This window comes from Pseudomonas fluorescens, assembly GCF_001623525.1.
Classification (GTDB): Bacteria; Pseudomonadota; Gammaproteobacteria; order Pseudomonadales; family Pseudomonadaceae; genus Aquipseudomonas; species Aquipseudomonas fluorescens_Q.
Genome location: NZ_CP015225.1, coordinates 5903280 through 5920005 on the forward strand (window position 1 = coordinate 5903280; position 16726 = coordinate 5920005).

The 16726-nt window shown below is 60.7% G+C and carries 13 protein-coding genes, 4 tRNA genes and 1 pseudogene; 11 read left to right on the plus strand and 7 right to left on the minus strand.

Annotation, left to right across the window (positions count from 1 at the left end):
• Positions 1 to 7 precede the first annotated feature (7 nt).
• Positions 8 to 1108: a glycine oxidase ThiO gene (thiO, locus tag TK06_RS25535; protein ID WP_063324315.1), complete on the plus strand. Its 1101-nt coding sequence runs from the start codon at positions 8 to 10 to the stop codon at positions 1106 to 1108.
• Positions 1109 to 1546: 438 nt separating this feature from the next.
• Complete coding sequence (locus TK06_RS25540) at positions 1547 to 1930, plus strand: DUF6124 family protein (RefSeq protein ID WP_063324316.1); 384 nt, start codon at positions 1547 to 1549, stop codon at positions 1928 to 1930.
• A gap of 224 nt (positions 1931 to 2154) precedes the next feature.
• On the opposite strand, the gene TK06_RS25545 is transcribed toward TK06_RS25540, so the two are convergent.
• The 5 genes from TK06_RS25545 to TK06_RS25565 form a co-directional block, all read right to left on the minus strand.
• A complete protein-coding gene (locus tag TK06_RS25545; protein WP_063324317.1) occupies positions 2155 to 3501 on the minus strand; it encodes a sigma-54-dependent transcriptional regulator in 1347 nt (448 codons plus the stop codon).
• Positions 3498 to 5087: a two-component system sensor histidine kinase NtrB gene (locus TK06_RS25550; RefSeq protein WP_063324318.1), complete on the minus strand. Its 1590-nt coding sequence runs from the start codon at positions 5085 to 5087 to the stop codon at positions 3498 to 3500. Before TK06_RS25550 ends, TK06_RS25545 begins: the two co-directional genes overlap by 4 nt.
• Positions 5077 to 5310, minus strand: coding sequence for a PP0621 family protein (locus tag TK06_RS25555; RefSeq protein WP_063324319.1), 234 nt, complete (start codon positions 5308 to 5310; stop codon positions 5077 to 5079). Before TK06_RS25555 ends, TK06_RS25550 begins: the two co-directional genes overlap by 11 nt.
• Positions 5311 to 5420: 110 nt before the next feature.
• Positions 5421 to 6752, minus strand: coding sequence for an IS4 family transposase (locus TK06_RS25560; protein WP_063324320.1), 1332 nt, complete (start codon positions 6750 to 6752; stop codon positions 5421 to 5423).
• A 121-nt stretch (positions 6753 to 6873) separates the two neighbouring features.
• On the minus strand, positions 6874 to 7890 hold the full coding sequence (locus TK06_RS25565) for an outer membrane protein assembly factor BamD (protein WP_063324321.1): 1017 nt from the start codon (positions 7888 to 7890) through the stop codon (positions 6874 to 6876).
• Positions 7891 to 8040: 150 nt separating this feature from the next.
• Between TK06_RS25565 and rluD the strand changes: the two genes are divergently transcribed.
• The 9 genes and pseudogenes from rluD (at position 8041) to TK06_RS33610 (ending at position 15019) form a co-directional block, all read left to right on the plus strand.
• A complete protein-coding gene (gene rluD, locus TK06_RS25570) occupies positions 8041 to 9003 on the plus strand; it encodes a 23S rRNA pseudouridine(1911/1915/1917) synthase RluD (protein ID WP_063324322.1) in 963 nt (320 codons plus the stop codon).
• Positions 9000 to 9725 (plus strand): peptidoglycan editing factor PgeF, encoded by a 726-nt coding sequence (pgeF, locus tag TK06_RS25575; RefSeq protein WP_063324323.1) that lies wholly within the window; start codon positions 9000 to 9002, stop codon positions 9723 to 9725. The genes rluD and pgeF overlap by 4 nt, the downstream gene beginning before the upstream one ends.
• A gap of 130 nt (positions 9726 to 9855) precedes the next feature.
• Complete coding sequence (clpB, locus tag TK06_RS25580) at positions 9856 to 12420, plus strand: ATP-dependent chaperone ClpB (protein WP_053125348.1); 2565 nt, start codon at positions 9856 to 9858, stop codon at positions 12418 to 12420.
• A 415-nt stretch (positions 12421 to 12835) separates the two neighbouring features.
• A tRNA-Asn gene (locus tag TK06_RS25585) sits at positions 12836 to 12911 on the plus strand.
• 7 nt (positions 12912 to 12918) lie between these two features.
• Positions 12919 to 12995, plus strand: a tRNA-Pro gene (locus TK06_RS25590).
• Between the two features lie 5 nt (positions 12996 to 13000).
• Positions 13001 to 13076 (plus strand) — tRNA-Lys (locus tag TK06_RS25595).
• 93 nt (positions 13077 to 13169) lie between these two features.
• Positions 13170 to 13246, plus strand: a tRNA-Pro gene (locus TK06_RS25600).
• A 147-nt stretch (positions 13247 to 13393) separates the two neighbouring features.
• Positions 13394 to 14164: pseudogene (locus tag TK06_RS33605) on the plus strand (MCP four helix bundle domain-containing protein); the annotation flags it as partial.
• Complete coding sequence (locus TK06_RS33610) at positions 14156 to 15019, plus strand: methyl-accepting chemotaxis protein (RefSeq protein WP_371856982.1); 864 nt, start codon at positions 14156 to 14158, stop codon at positions 15017 to 15019. The pseudogene TK06_RS33605 and the gene TK06_RS33610, both read left to right, overlap by 9 nt.
• Positions 15020 to 15158: 139 nt before the next feature.
• Here TK06_RS33610 and TK06_RS25610 read toward each other — a convergent pair whose 3' ends face one another.
• Positions 15159 to 16457, minus strand: coding sequence for an NAD(P)/FAD-dependent oxidoreductase (locus TK06_RS25610; protein ID WP_063324325.1), 1299 nt, complete (start codon positions 16455 to 16457; stop codon positions 15159 to 15161).
• Between the two features lie 69 nt (positions 16458 to 16526).
• On the minus strand, positions 16527 to 16700 hold the full coding sequence (locus TK06_RS25615; RefSeq protein WP_003205686.1) for a DUF3094 domain-containing protein: 174 nt from the start codon (positions 16698 to 16700) through the stop codon (positions 16527 to 16529).
• Positions 16701 to 16726: the final 26 nt, after the last annotated feature.

A 16726-nucleotide genomic window follows, 5' to 3' on the forward strand; every position in this document is an offset into this window, starting at 1 on the left:
TCAGAACATGACCAGGCAACAGCAAGTGGTGATTGTCGGCGGCGGAGTCATTGGCCTGCTGACGGCGTTCAATCTGGCGTCCGAAGGGCAGCGTGTGGTGTTGCTGGACCGTTCCAGTCTCGGCCAGGAGTCGTCCTGGGCCGGCGGCGGTATCGTGTCGCCGTTGTATCCCTGGCGCTATAGCCCAGCAGTCACGGCGCTGGCCCATTGGTCACAGGATTTTTATCCACAGCTGGGCGAGCGTTTATTCGCGGCGACCGGGATTGATCCGCAAGTGCATGTCACCGGTCTGTATTGGCTGGACCTGGACGATCAGGATGAGGCGCTGGCCTGGGCTGAGCGGGAAGGGCGCCCGCTGCGAGCTGTGGATATCTCCGCTGTTCATGATGCTGTGCCGGTACTGGGTCCTGGTTTTTCCCGGGCGATCTACATGGCCGATGTGGCCAACGTGCGTAATCCTCGCTTGGTGAAATCCCTCAAGGCGGCCTTGTTGGCGCTGCCCAACGTCACGGTTCATGAGCACTGTGAGGTCAGTGGGTTCATTCGCGAGGGGGCGACTGTTATCGGGGTGGACAGTTCGGCGGGCCCGATACGTGGCGACCAGGTGGTGCTGGCTGCAGGTGCCTGGAGCGGTGAGTTGCTCAAGACGCTGGGGCTGAAGTTGCCGGTCGAGCCGGTCAAGGGCCAGATGATTTTGTACAAGTGTGCGTCGGATTTTCTGTCGAGCATGGTTCTGGCGAAGGGGCGTTATGCGATTCCCCGTCGCGATGGGCATATCCTGGTTGGCAGTACGCTGGAGCGTGAGGGCTTCGACAAGACGCCGACCGATGCTGCCCTGGACAGCCTGAAGGCTTCGGCGCAGCAGTTGATTCCGGCGCTGACGGGGGCTGAGGTGGTTGGGCATTGGGCTGGGCTGCGGCCGGGGTCGCCAGAGGGCATTCCCTATATCGGCGAAGTGCCGGGGGTTGGCGGTTTGTGGTTGAACTGTGGGCATTATCGCAATGGGTTGGTGTTGGCGCCGGCTTCGTGTCGGTTGTTTACGGACCTGATGTTGGGGCGGGAGGCGGTGATTGATCCTGCGCCTTATGCGCCGGCGGGGCGCTTGTAAGGTCCGGTTTTTCCTGTGGAGCGGGCTTGCTCGCGACGGCTGTGTGTTGATTGAGTACATATCCATTCCTGCGGTAACGGATATACACACTCCCGATGCCCTGACAGCCAAACCAGATTTGTGAGAAAGGTCGGACAAAACTCTGAGTCGAGCTGAATTTTCCGACGATCTCTGGCGGTTGCCGAGCGGGAAGGGCTCTCGCTAACCTTTCCCCGTCGCTGCCAATTCAGCGTCCGGGCGTCGCGGCCCGCTAACTTGGTGCATAATCCAGCCCTCGACGGTGCTTCGGTATTTGTCGTTTTGTCATGGCTGGCTGTACGTGGGATACCTTCGGGTATGCCGGGTATCCAAGTTCTCGGTCCGCGAACCTGCGTACAGCTGCCACCTCCAATCGCGTCGCGGCGATCGGTGGCAGCTCCAATAACTTGGAGATGCACGATGATCAAGGTTACACCCAATCCTCCCGAAACCGATTCCACATCAGCTCAAAACGGGCTCGATTCTCAAAAACTCGACGAAGCCGCCCAGCGCGCTCTCGACTATTACCTAGCCCCAAAGCCAAAGCCAAAGCCAAAGCCTGAAGCCAAAAAGAAACCACCCTCAAACCAGCTATTCACCGTCGTGGAAGGCATCGACGTCGAATGCCTCCTCGCCAACCTCAGCGAAACCCTGGCCTCAGCCAACGCAACAATCAGCGACCTGGCCTTCGAACTCGACGGCTCGCGACGGCATGTTGCATTGGGCGTGCAACAGCTGATCGAGTTGAGTGAGTTGCTAGCCAATCGTGTGCTGGACGAACAGGTGCCGGTGCCGAAGGGCTAAAAAGCTGCCAAGGCGAACACAGCACCTGTGGTGAGGGGATTTATCCCCGTTGGGCTGCGAAGCAGCCCCAAAAAGTAGCTACTCAAACAACCTGATACACCGAGGTGCCAGGTTCGGGGCTGCTGCGCAGCCCAGCGGGGATAAATCCCCTCGCCACACAGTTCGGTGTAGCCCCAGCCATTCGGTGCAACCCAGCCATTGGTTGAGCTGAGCCGGCCACATGCTCAATCCAACCCGAGTTTCTTCAACCGATAGCGCATCGACCGAAACGACAACTTCAACCGCTGTGCCGCGGCCGTGCGGTTCCAGCGGGTTTCCTCCAGGGCCTGGAGGATCAGCTTGCGTTCGACGTCTTCCAGGTAGTCTTCCAGGTTATCGACCTGCATCAGGTCGGGATTGCCCGGCTCTGCGCTGCCATTGCCCTCGGCCAAACGCAGATCATCTGCTTCGATCTGCTGCTGTTCGCAAAGGGTGTAGGCCCGTTCGAGCATGTTCTCCAGTTCACGCACGTTGCCCGGGAAGCGGTAACTCCTGAGAGCGTCCAGCGCCTGGGGATGCAACTTGACCGGTGGACTACCTGTGTTGGCTGCCAGGCGCTGAAGCATGTGATTGGCCAGCAGCTCGATGTCTTCGCGGCGTTCACGCAATGGCGGGACGCGCAGTTCGATGACGTTCAGCCGGTAATACAAATCCTGGCGAAAGCGTCCGGCGGCCACTTCGCCGTCCAGATCCTTGTGGGTCGCGCAGAGGATACGCACATCCACCACTTCTTCCTGCTGGCCGCCAACAGCGCGCACGGCCTTTTCCTGGATCGCCCGCAACAGTTTGACCTGCATCGCCAAGGGCAGGTCGGCCACTTCATCGAGGAACAAGGTCCCGCCATGGGCGGCCTGGAACAAACCTGGCTTGTCCTCGATGGCGCCGCTGAAGCTGCCTTTTCGATGGCCGAAAAACTCACTTTCCATCAGCTCCGTGGGAATTGCCCCACAGTTGACCGGTACAAAGGGCAGGTTGGCACGGGGGCCTTGTTCGTGGATCAGCCGGGCGACCAGTTCCTTGCCGCAGCCCGATTCCCCGCTGATGTACACCGGTGCCTGGCTGCGGGCGAGTTTTTCGATCTGCTTGCGCACGCTGAGCATGGGGGGCGAGTCGCCCAGCAGGCTGCGCTCGAGGGTGGTCCCAGGCGTGGCGACCGGCGGCAGGCGCAGGGCACTGGTGACCAGCTCCCGCAGCCGACCCAGGTCTACCGGTTTGGTCAGGAAGTCGAAGGCGCCGGCCTTGAGGGCGTCGATGGCGGTTTCCAGGCTGCCGTAGGCGGTGATCATTGCCACGGGGAGCTGGGGGTAACGCTGCTGGATGTGTTGCACCAGTTCCAGGCCGGTGCCGTCGGGCAGGCGCATGTCGGTCAGGCACAGGTCGAAGGCCTCGCCGGCCAGCAGGTTCTGGGCTTCGGCGAGGTTCTTGGCGCTGCGGGTGTCGAGTTTCATCCGGCCCAGGGTGATGTCCAGGAGTTCGCGGATGTCCGGTTCGTCATCGACGATCAGGATTCGTTGCCGTGAGCGTGTATTCAAATCTGTTTCCGTCCGTGAGCAAAGGTGATGCGAAAGCAACCGCCGCCTTGGCGTGGTTTGAAGTCTAGGCGGGCCTGGTTGCTTTCGCACAGCTCACGGGACAGATAGAGCCCAAGGCCGGTGCCCTGGCTGCTGGTGGTGAAGAAGGGTTCGAACAAATGTGCTTGTTGCTCTGGCGTCACGCCAGGGCCGTTGTCGATGATGTCCAGGGTGGATAACTGGCTGTGGGGGTCGATGAACAGTTTCAGCCAGGCCTCGGCCTGTTCGTGGGCCATGGCGCTGTGGCGCCAGGCGTTGCGCAGCAGGTTGTCGAGTACCTGGGTCAACTGGTCGGGGTCCATCAGCGTGGTGTAGTCACCCGGGTCGATGCTCAGGTGCAAGTGCTGGTGCTCGGCCATGCTTTCACGGGCCTGCCGGACGAACTGGTCGAGCCAGGTCCGCAGGTCGAGGCGTTGGGGGGTGGTTTGCTGGCGGCGAGACAGCTGCAGGACGTTTTCAATGACGCGGTTCATTCGTTGGGAGTGATCTTGAATAATCTGCGTCAGACGCCGATCCGCGTTGTTCAGTTCCTCGGATTCGCGCAGTAATTGCGCTGCGTGGCTGATGGCGCCCAAGGGGTTGCGGATTTCATGGGCGATGCCAGCAGTGAGGCGCCCGAGGGAAGCGAGTTTCAGTTGCTGGGCCTGCTGCGCAACCTGGGCCAGGTCCTCAAGGAATACCAGCAACTGCTGTTGATCGTAATGCCCCAAGGCGATGAAGCTCGGTTGCAGGGTCAGGCCTGTGCCGGTCACGGTCAGGCTGGGAGGGCGCAGGCTGGGGTTGTTCAGCCACAATTGCAGGCGTTCGACCAAGGCGGTGCAATAGTCATCGATTCGCTGGCCGACCAGGTCGTGTATGCCCAGCAGGTTCAAGGCGCTTTCGTTGGCCAATTGCACGCGCCGCTCGCGGTCGAGCACCAGGATACCGGTGCGCATGCGTTGCAGGATCAGTGCGTTGAGCGCTTCGAGGCCGATCACCTCGCTGGCCCGTTGCTCGGCCAGGGTTTCACTGGCTTCCAGTCGCCGGGTCAGGCCCTGTACCAGCAGGGCGGCGGCAAAACACAGTGCCCCGAGGGTGCCGGCTTGCAGATAACTGCTGGGACGGTTTGAATCGCTCAGGCCGAGGAAAAAAGTCGACCCGACGATACCGATCGTGGCGACAGCGGCGATCAACAGGCCGACCCGGCTTCGCAACAGCGTATTGCCGATGGCTACCGAGACAATGAGCAGGTTGCCGATGGCACTGGGCACACCGCCCGCGGCGAAGAACAGCCACGAAAGCAGCAGAACGTCGGTGAGGGCCAGGCCGAACAGCCGGGCGGGGCGGCGAATGTTCTCAAGGAACACCACCAGCAGGATGTTCAGCACCAGGTACAACCAACTGCCGTTGCGCAGCAGGTCGTCGTTGGCGAACTCCAGCAGGCGGTTGTCCAGCTTGCTGGAGATCAGCAGCACCAGGGTGATGCCGATGCTCAGGCGATACAGGTGATAGAGACGCAGCAGGCGCTGCGCCTGTTTTTCGCGTGGGCTTGAGGCCTCAGCGATCACGAGTGCCCGGGCCTTGCTCGAGATGAGCCTGGCTGCAATACCATTGTTGTTCGAGGGCCAGGGCCCGGTCACGGGGCAGATGTACGCCGCAATGGGCGCAACGAACCATGGGTGGTGCGTCCTGCTCCCGGGGAGCGTTCGGCGCGGATGAGGTGCTCTTGAACTTGCGCCAGAACCATACCGCGGCGGCAATCAGGGCGATCCAGAACAGTAAACGAAGCATGATGGGCGGCTTTTTGGCTAGAGATCAGGCAGTTTAGCCAAGGACAGGAACGGCGCACAGCGCAATAAAACCCAGGCATAAAAAAGGGAGACCCGTGGGTCTAATGCCAGTCAGTTAAGCTGACTGGCATTTTTATTTCTGATCGGATATTTCGGTGATTTCAGCCGAATCGCCCGAGGATAAACGCGCTCCTCACGTCGATGCGGCAGCACGTAGTGCGGCGCTGAAGCATGAAGCTCGGCCAAATACTTGGGGATGTTCCCGGAACGGTCGGCGGAGACGCTGTTGATAAACCCGAGAATCGCCCAAGTGCAGGCGGTGAAGCTCATTTCGCACGGGTAAATGCCAGGACAGTGGCGACTCATTTCCACCATCTGATAGCGCAACAAGTTGTAGCCCAACAACACGCCCCACAACTCTTGCTCGATCATCTCTGGCGTCTTGCTGCGCAGCGTATAACTGCTGTTGAGCAGCGTCTGTTTCATCTCCCGAAATCCGAGTTCGATCTCCCATCGCTGGCTGTACAGATCGACGATTTCGTCGGATGGAAAGCGCAGCGGATCGGCCATCGACGTCAGGATCTGACACACCTTGCCCTCGACGGTTTTGCTCAGCAGTCGCGCGGTCAGCTGCTCCGGCAACCCGGGCCATTGCTTGCGGGCCTGCGGCGAAGTGCTCAGCGAAACAATCGCATCCTGGCGCCCCAAACGCTGGATCACCTCGTACTGCGAGCCTTTTTTCAGCGGCATCAGCCAGTGGCGTTCGACGCCTGCTTGCTGCCATTGATGCAGTAAACCTAACGAGTAAAAACCACGATCAAACAGCGTCAGCGAGTGATCGGGGGTGGTTTCGATCAGTTGCTCGGCCAGTTTCATTTCGTTGCTGCGGTAGCCGTCAAACGCACTTCCAATCAGCAAGTGGCTGGTCAACTCCATTTGGCAGACCATGCGCACCTGAGGAAAACCGGTGTCGCCATGCTGGTTGCTGGCGGAGTCATAGCGCGCCCGATTTTCCGGCGTGTCGGGTGTGCGCCAGACAACGCCATCGACGCCCAACAAACGCAGACCGGCCCAAGTCGGATGACCGGCCGCCTCATGCCAACTTTTCTGGGTCAAATCGAAGACTTGTCGTACAGCTTCGCTACCCAATCTCTGACGGGCCTGGACTACGGCGCTGGGGGCCACCAACGGGCGCTGGCCCGGCAACATGATGTTCATGCGACTGACCACATCCCAAGCAGACATGCGCCGGAAGAACGCCATGGAAATCACGCACCAGAGCATCATTTCCAGCGGCAAACGACGCTTGCGCAGCGTCGCCACACCGGCTTGTTCAAGCGCCTGTTCGACCAAAGAAGGATCGAGCAAGGCATCTAATCCCTCGATGGCGTTGGGGGTAGAGGCGATGTTGTGGGTCAGTTCCAGTGCCCGAGCGAGACGCATAAAAAAATCCGATGCCAGTACAGGCATCGGATTTTGATTTCTTGCGGCCAAAGGTCAAGCGAGAAGGCTTAACTGACTGGCATTAGACCCGTGGGTCTCCCTTTTTGCTGAGGCCTTGGCCTCAGTCGAACATACCGAAGGTCATGTAGCTGAACCAGGAGCGATCGGTGGATTCGTTCTCAGGCTCTTCTTCTTCGATCACGTCGCCATTTTCGTCCTTGGGCTTGAGCTCGTTTGGAATGGCTTCCTTGGCGTCCTGGAACTGACGCTGCACGTCCTGGTTGGCGCGGGTTTCGCCCGGCGGCAGAGGTGGACGGGACTCGATCAGGCCCAGGGTCGCCTTGCTCAGCCACGAACGGTTGTCCGCTTCGTCGACCCGTGGGGTGAACTGGCCATCGACCAGGGATGGGTGATCCGGGTAGTTCAGCTTGAGGGTTTCCAGGCTGGTGGCCGCCAGTTCGTCCAGGTGCAGGCGCTGGTAGGCTTCGGTCATCACCGCCAGGCCATCACCCACCGAAGGGGTTTCCTGGAAGTTTTCCACTACGTAGCGGCCACGGTTGGCGGCGGCGACGTAGGCCTGACGCGTCAGGTAGTAGTCGGCCACGTGGATTTCGTAGGAGGCCAGCAGGTTGCGCAGGTAGATCATGCGCTGCTTGGCGTCCGGCGAGTAGCGGCTGTTGGGGAAGCGGCTGGTCAGTTGGGCGAACTCATTGTAGGAGTCGCGCGCGGCGCCGGGGTCACGCTTGGTCATGTCCAGCGGCAGGAAGCGCGCCAGCAGGCCGACGTCCTGGTCGAAGGAGGTCAGGCCCTTGAGGTAATAGGCGTAATCGACATTCGGGTGCTGCGGGTGCAGGCGAATGAAACGCTCGGCGGCGGACTTGGCTGCTTCCGGCTCGGCGTTCTTGTAGTTGGCGTAGATCAGCTCCAGCTGGGCCTGATCGGCGTAGCGACCGAACGGATACCGCGACTCCAGCGCCTTCAGCTTGGCAGTGGCGCTGGTATAGCTGTTGTTGTCCAGGTCGTTCTGCGCCTGTTGGTACAGTTCGACTTCGCTCAGGTTTTCGTCTACGACTTCCTTCGACGAGCAAGCAGCAGTCAATGCGAGGATGGCGATCAGCAGCAGGTGTTTCACTTGCATGGCGGCTTGCGTCCCTATGACGGCCGCTGTCTTGGGCGGGGCCGTCCTGTTATGATGAGCGCCCCGTTGAAAGCCTCGGGGCAAAAGACGCCGTATTTAACCACAAGCGCGCAGCCGAAACCAAAGGCTGTGCCGACGCCCAGTCCGAGCATGTCCGATAAAATAGAACTTCGCGCAGAGGTGCCGTCCGAATTGGGCGGCCAACGCCTCGATCAAGTCGCCGCACAACTCTTTGCCGAGCACTCTCGCTCGCGCCTTTCCGCCTGGATCAAGGACGGCCGCCTGACTGTGGATGGGGCGGTGATCCGCCCGCGCGACATCGTCCACGGCGGTGCCATTCTCGAGCTGACTGCCGAACAGGAGGCCCAGGGAGAATGGGTCGCCCAGGACATCGCCCTGGACATCGTCTATGAAGACGAAGACATCCTGGTGATCAACAAGCCTGCGGGCCTGGTGGTGCACCCGGCGGCTGGGCATGCTGATGGCACCTTGCTCAATGCCCTGCTGCACCACGTACCGGACATTATCAATGTGCCGCGTGCCGGCATCGTCCATCGCCTGGACAAGGACACCACCGGTCTGATGGTGGTGGCCAAGACCATCCAGGCGCAGACACAGCTGGTCACACAGCTGCAAAGCCGAAGCGTCAGCCGTATCTATGAATGCATCGTGATCGGGGTTGTCACCGCCGGTGGCAAGATCAACGCCCCTATCGGTCGTCACGGCCAGCAGCGCCAACGCATGGCGGTGATGGAGGGCGGCAAGCAGGCGGTCAGCCATTATCGCGTGCTCGAGCGTTTCCGCTCCCACACCCATGTGCGGGTCAAGCTGGAAACCGGCCGGACCCACCAGATCCGTGTGCACATGGCCCACATCAACTTCCCGTTGGTGGGTGACCCGGCCTACGGCGGTCGTTTCCGCATTCCGCCGGCTGCCAGCCAGACCATGGTCGAATCGCTGAAGAATTTCCCGCGCCAGGCGTTGCATGCACGTTTCCTGGAGCTGGATCATCCGACGACCGGCAAGCGCATGAGCTGGGAGTCGCCGTTGCCGGATGACTTCGTCTGGCTGCTGACGTTGCTCAAGCAGGACCGCGAGGCGTTCATCGGATGAGTGACTGGCTGATACCCGACTGGCCCGCGCCGGCCCGGGTCAAGGCCTGCATCACGACCCGTGAGGGTGGCGTCAGCCTGGCGCCGTTCGACAGCCTCAACCTGGGCGATCATGTGGGCGACGATCCTGCGGCCGTCGCCGAAAACCGTCGTCGCCTCACCGATCAATTCGCCATCACCCCGGCCTGGCTACAGCAGGTCCACGGCATTGCCGTGGTCGAGGCTGATCCGGCCCAGGTGGCGACCGCCGATGCCAGTTGGACCGACACGCCCGGTATCGCCTGCACCGCGATGACGGCGGACTGCCTGCCTGTGCTGTTCTGCAACCGTGCCGGCACCCGCGTCGCGGCGGCCCATGCCGGCTGGCGCGGGCTGGCGAACGGCGTGCTGGAAGCCACCCTCGACAGCCTTGCCGTGCCCGCGGATGAAATCCTCGCCTGGCTCGGCCCGGCCATCGGCCCGCAAGCGTTTGAAGTCGGGCCGGAAGTCCGTGAAGCCTTCATCGCGCAACTGCCCCAGGCAGCCCAAGCCTTTGCCGCGAGCCCAAACGCCGGCAAGTTCCTCGCCGATATCTACGCGTTGGCACGGCTGCGCCTGGCCGCACGTGGTGTCACGGCCGTCTACGGTGGCGGTCTCTGCACCGTGACCGACCCTCGTTTCTTTTCCTACCGCCGCAACCCGCGCACCGGTCGCTTCGCTTCGCTGATCTGGATCGAACGCTAGACTTCTCTGATCTGTATCAAGGGCGCCCGGCTTGAATCTTCCAGAATCGACCACATCTATAACGGTATCTGGCAGGTTTCTTCATTCAGGATGTTTCCAAGGTCCGGCCTGCTCATTAGGAAGGTGACCCATGCGTATTGATCGTTTAACCAGCAAATTACAGTTGGCCCTGTCCGATGCCCAGTCCCTGGCCGTCGGTCTGGACCATCCCGGTATCGAACCGGCGCATTTGATGCAGGCCATGCTCGAACAGCAGGGCGGCTCCATCAAGCCCCTGCTGATGCAGGTCGGCTTTGACGTCAACAGTCTGCGCAAAGAACTGGCCAAGGAACTCGACCAGTTACCCAAGATCCAGAATCCCACCGGTGACGTGAACATGTCCCAGGACCTGGCGCGGCTGCTCAACCAGGCCGATCGCCTGGCCCAGCAGAAGGGCGACCAGTTCATTTCCAGCGAGCTGGTGCTGCTCGCCGCCATGGACGAGAACAGCAAGCTTGGCAAATTGTTGCTCGGCCAAGGGGTGAGCAAGAAAGCGCTGGAAAATGCTATCAACAACCTGCGTGGCGGCGAGGCGGTCAACGACGCCAACCACGAGGAGTCGCGCCAGGCGCTGGACAAATACACCGTCGACCTGACCAAGCGTGCCGAGGAAGGCAAGCTCGACCCGGTGATCGGCCGCGACGATGAAATCCGCCGTACGATCCAGGTGCTGCAACGCCGCACCAAGAACAACCCGGTGCTGATCGGCGAGCCAGGTGTGGGTAAAACCGCCATTGCCGAGGGCTTGGCCCAGCGCATCATCAACGGCGAAGTGCCGGACGGCCTCAAGGGTAAACGCCTGTTGTCCCTGGACATGGGCGCCTTGATCGCCGGTGCCAAGTACCGTGGCGAGTTCGAAGAACGGCTCAAGGCTTTGCTCAATGAACTGTCCAAGCAGGAAGGGCAGATCATCCTGTTCATCGACGAACTGCACACCATGGTCGGTGCGGGTAAAGGCGAAGGCTCGATGGACGCCGGCAACATGCTCAAGCCTGCGTTGGCCCGTGGCGAGTTGCACTGCGTCGGCGCGACCACGCTCAACGAATACCGCCAATATATAGAGAAGGATGCGGCGCTGGAGCGGCGCTTCCAGAAAGTGCTGGTGGAGGAGCCGAGCGAGGAAGACACCATTGCCATCCTGCGCGGCCTCAAAGAACGCTACGAAGTTCACCACAAGGTGGCGATCACCGATGGCGCGATTATCGCGGCGGCCAAGCTCAGCCACCGCTACATCACCGACCGCCAGTTGCCGGACAAGGCCATCGACCTGATCGACGAGGCCGCCAGCCGCATCCGCATGGAAATCGACTCCAAGCCCGAAGTGCTGGATCGGTTGGAGCGCCGCCTGATTCAGCTCAAGGTCGAATCCCAGGCCCTGAAGAAAGAAAGCGACGAAGCGGCGAAGAAGCGTCTGGAAAGGTTGCAGGAAGAGATCGTTCGTCACGAGCGTGAGTATTCCGACCTCGAGGAAATCTGGAACTCGGAGAAAGCCGAAGTCCAGGGTTCTGCGCAGATTCAGCAGAAGATCGAACAGTCTCGCCAGGAGCTGGAAGCGGCCCGTCGTAAAGGCGACCTCAACCGCATGGCCGAGCTGCAGTACGGGGTGATCCCGGACCTGGAGCGCAGCCTGCAAATGGTCGACCAGCACGGCAAGAGCGAAAACCAGTTGCTGCGCAGCAAGGTCACCGAGGAAGAGATTGCCGAAGTGGTCTCCAAGTGGACCGGCATTCCGGTGTCGAAAATGCTCGAAGGCGAGCGCGACAAGCTGCTGAAGATGGAAAGCCTGCTGCATCAGCGTGTGATCGGCCAGGAAGAGGCAGTCGTGGCAGTGTCCAATGCCGTACGCCGCTCCCGTGCCGGGCTGTCGGACCCTAACCGGCCGAGCGGCTCGTTCATGTTCCTCGGCCCTACGGGGGTCGGTAAAACCGAACTGTGCAAGGCGCTGGCCGAGTTCCTCTTCGACACCGAAGAGGCCATGGTGCGCATCGACATGTCCGAGTTCATGGAGAAACATTCCGTGGCGCGGCTCATCGGTGCGCCACCGGGTTATGTCGGTTATGAAGAGGGCGGTTACCTGACCGAGGCAGTGCGTCGCAAGCCGTACTCGGTGATCCTGCTCGATGAGGTCGAGAAGGCGCATCCGGATGTGTTCAACATCCTGCTGCAAGTGCTGGAGGATGGTCGCCTGACTGACAGCCACGGGCGCACGGTGGACTTCCGCAACACGGTGATCGTGATGACCTCCAACCTGGGCTCGACGCAGATCCAGGAACTGGTGGGCGACCGCGAAGCGCAGCGTGCGGCGGTGATGGACGCGATTTCCACCCACTTCCGGCCGGAGTTCATCAACCGCGTCGACGAAGTGGTGATCTTCGAGCCATTGGCCCGTGATCAGATTGCCGGCATTACCGAGATCCAGTTGGGTCGCCTGCGCAGTCGCCTCACAGAGCGTGAGCTGAAACTGCAATTGAGCGACGAGGCATTGGACAAGCTGATTGCGGTGGGTTACGACCCGGTCTATGGCGCACGGCCGCTGAAGCGGGCGATCCAGCGCTGGATCGAAAACCCGCTGGCGCAGTTGATCCTGTCGGGTCGCTTCATGCCGGGTGAGACGGTGACCGGTACAGTGGAGAACGACGAAATCGTCTTCAACTGAGGCGATTGTCTGGGCTTTTGTGGCGAGGGAGCCTGCTCCCGCTGGGTCGCGTAGCGGCCCCTCAAAAAGCGAGGAGTGCTTCGCGCTCCAGCGGGAGCAAGCTCCCTCGCCACGGCCGGTGTTCTTTTCCTGATTTATGGGGGGGCTCGCTTCCAAGCGCCATTTTTTTCATCAGGCCGTTGAACTCAAAGGAAAAGGCTTGTAAAGTGCGCCCCGCAGTCAGTCACCCCAAGGGTTACTTCTCGCTGAGAAGGAATCCAAAATAAGTTGCAAATCATTGTCTTGAAAGCAATTTAAGGGGTTGACAGAGGTTTTGAAGATTGTAGAATAGCGCGCCTCAGACACACGAACGCAGCGATGCGTAAGGGTAGAAGAGGTTGAAGCTAGCTTCAACGTTGTAACTTGAAATATCAGTTCCGTGATAGCTCAGTCGGTAGAGCAAATGACTGTTAATCATTGGGTCCCAGGTTCGAGTCCTGGTCACGGAGCCATTTCAATCGGGGTATAGCGCAGTCCGGTAGCGCGCCTGCTTTGGGAGCAGGATGTCAGGAGTTCGAATCCCCTTACCCCGACCATTTTTGGGTCGTTAGCTCAGTTGGTAGAGCAGTTGGCTTTTAACCAATTGGTCGTAGGTTCGAATCCCACACGACCCACCATTTTTGAAACCAGTTCGCTGGAATCGAATCTTAAGATCAGAGGCCAAAAGCGCTGATCGAGAAGGCGACTTGCGAAGGTCGCCTTTTTTTTACCGGGGTATAGCGCAGTCCGGTAGCGCGCCTGCTTTGGGAGCAGGATGTCAGGAGTTCGAATCCCCTTACCCCGACCATATTGAAAATCCTCGTATCGAAAGATACGGGGATTTTTTTTTGCGTGCGATAAAGCGGATTTGACTTAAGACATCGTACAACCTGCCGATAACCCGCCGACAGGGGCCTTGCCCCACTTCAGGCCAATAATAAAAAAGGCATTCCCTATGGTTCTTCGTCAGCTGAATATCGCCCCTCGTGCCGCGTTGGGTTTTGCCTTGATCGCCGTGCTGGTGGCATTGCTCGGGGTGTTCGCGCTGGGACAGATGTCGAGTATCCGTGACAGTGAAGTCGCGGTAGAGACCCAGTGGCTGCCGAGCATTCGCGGTGGTGATGAGATCCGCGAGTGGATGTTGCGCATCCGCACCATTTCCCTGCGCATGGCCCTGGACCAGGACCCGAAGAATATTGCGGTGTATCGCGGACAGATGGATACGCGCGACAAGGAGCTGAGCGAAAAAATCGCGGCCTACGAAAAGCTCGTCGTGACGCCTGAAGGCAAGGCGCTTTATGACCAGTTCAAGCAAACCTTCGCCGCTTATCGTACGGGTATCGCCCAATCCTTCACCCTGGCAGAGCAAGGGCGTCGGGACGAGCTGATCAAGCTGCTGCTGGTGGACATGAAGACCGTGGTGGACGGTTCCGGCAAACAGCTCAACGACCTGGCGGAGCTGTTCTCCAAGCAAGTGTCCATCGAGAGCCAGAAGTCCCAGGAGCACTACGCCAATTCCCGAATGGTCGTCAGCCTGTTCGTTGTGTTCGCCGCCCTGGCCACGGTAGCCCTGGCCATGCTGCTCACGCGCAGTATCGTCAAACCCTTGGGTGAGGCGCTTAATGCTGCGGAGAACGTCGCCCGGGGTGACCTGACCCGGCCAATCGAGACCCATGGCAACGACGAAGTGAGTCGCTTGCTCAAGGCGTTGGCGGCCATGCAGCAGAATCTGCGTGAGACGTTGCAGGGCATCAGCGGTTCGGCCGCGCAACTGGCCACCGCAGCCGATGAACTGAACGCCGTCACGCTCGACAGCACCCAAAGCCTGCAGCAACAGAACAACGAAATTGAACAGGCTGCCACGGCCGTCACCGAAATGACCACCGCCGTGGAAGAAGTCGCGCGCAATGCGGTTTCCACTTCCGATGCCACGCGTCAGTCCAGTGAGTCGGCGTCCCTTGGGCAACAGCGAGTCAGCGACACGGTCGACGCCATCGGCGCCCTCGCCAGCGACGTGCAAGTGACTGGCGGCCTGGTGCAATCCCTGGCCAACCAATCGCAGGATATCGGCAAGGTGCTGGACGTGATCCGCGCCATCGCCGAGCAGACCAACCTGCTGGCCCTCAACGCGGCCATTGAAGCGGCCCGGGCGGGTGAGAGCGGGCGTGGGTTTGCAGTGGTGGCCGATGAGGTGCGGGCGCTGGCTTATCGCACGCAGCAATCGACCCAGGAAATCGAGCAAATGGTCCAAGGCATGCGCAGCGGCGCCACCCAGGCACTCGACTCCATGCAGGCCAGCTCCAGTCGCGCCGCCAGTACCCTGGCCATGGCGGAGCGGGCGGGGGACGCGTTGCAGACCATCACGGCGTCGGTCAATGAAATCCATGAACGCAACCTGGTGATTGCCAGCGCCGCCGAAGAGCAGGCACAAGTGGCCCGCGAGGTGGATCGCAACCTGGTGAACATTCGTGATTTGTCGGTGCGTTCGGCTTCCGGCGCGGACCAGACCAGTGCGTCCAGCCATGAGTTGTCGCAACTGGCCAATTCGTTGCGCACGATGGTGCAGCGATTTCAGGTTTGATTATTGAAGGGACATGAAGGGGTGATCACTCCCACGCTCTGCGTGGGAGTGAATCCAGTGACGCTCTGCGTCACAAAGGACGCGGAGCGTCCCGGGCTGCATTCCCACGCAGAGCGTGGGAACGATCGTCAGTAAGGTCTCAGTGCAACTTCAGCCGTGGCTCGGTCCCGCGCCCGATCTTGCTGCCCAGCATCAGCATGGCCGTGCGGAACATGCCGTACAGAGCCATCTGGTGCATGCGGTAGAGCGAAACGTAGAACATCCGCGCCAGCCAGCCTTCGAGCATCACGCTGCCGGTCAGGTTGCCCATCAGGTTGCCGACTGCCGAGAATCGCGACAGCGAGATCAGCGAGCCGTAGTCGGTGTATTTGTATTCGGGCAGGGCCTTGCCCTCGATTCGCAGCTTCAAGGACTTGGCCAGCAGCGAGGCCTGCTGATGCGCGGCCTGGGCACGGGGTGGGACGTTGCGCTCGCTGCCGGGTTGCGGGCAGGCGGCGCAGTCGCCGAAGGCAAAGATGTTCTCGTCGCGGCTGGTCTGCAACGTAGGCAGCACTTGCAGTTGATTGATCCGGTTGGTCTCCAGCCCGTCGATGTCCTTGAGGAAGTCCGGGGCGCGAATCCCGGCGGCCCAGACTTTCAGGCTCGCGTCGATCACTTTGCCATCTGCCGTAATCAGGCTGTCGGCGGTCACTTGGCTGACGGCGGCGTTGGTCATGACGTTGACGCCGAGTTTCTCCAGGGTCTTGTGCACCGGTCCGCCGATACGTTCCGGCAGGGCTGGCAAGACGCGTGGGCCCGCTTCGATCAGAGTGATGTGCATGTTTTCCGGTTTGATCCGGTCCAGGCCGTAGGCGTGCAGTTCGTGGGCGGCATTATGCAGCTCGGCCGCCAGTTCGACCCCGGTCGCACCGGCTCCGACAATGGCGACGCTGATGCGCTCGACGATATCGGTCTGCCCGGCGTGGGCGCGCAGATAGTGATGAAGCAGTTGCTGATGGAAGCGCTCGGCCTGTTTGCGGGTGTCGAGGAACAGGCAATGCTGCGCTGCGCCTTCGGTGCCGAAGTCATTGGTGGTGCTGCCGACGGCAATCACCAGCGTGTCGTAGCCCAGTTCCCGGGCCGGCAATAGCTCGACGCCCGCCTCATCGTAGGTGGCGGCCAGTTGGATTCTCTTGCGCTCGCGATCCAGGCCACTCATGCGCCCGAGCTGGAACTCGAAGTGGTTCCATTTTGCCTGGGCGACATAGTTGAGTTCGTCTTCGGAGGAGTTCAAGGAGCCTGCGGCCACTTCGTGCAGCAGCGGTTTCCAGATGTGGGTCAGGTTCGCGTCGACCAGCATCACACTGGCCGTGCCGCGCTTGCCCAGAGTCTTACCCAGACGGGTAGCCAACTCCAGACCGCCGGCGCCGCCGCCAACGATGACAATACGATGAGTCATGGGGATATCTCGCAAGGCTAAAGGAAATCGGTGCCGTTACCCGAGCGAGCGGCAGTGTGACTGGGCGGCTCATAGCGTCAGGTAACTGATCAGTCGGCTCAACAGGCCCAGGCCGATGGTCACGGCCAGTACCACCACCAGGAGCATCCACGGCCGGAAAGGCCGGCGCTCGACTCGGTGCTGGGACAGTTGCAGGTACTCTTCGACATGCTTCTGGTCTTCTGGGTTCAGGCGGCTGGTCATAAAGGCCTCGTCAGGTAGACGTTGCG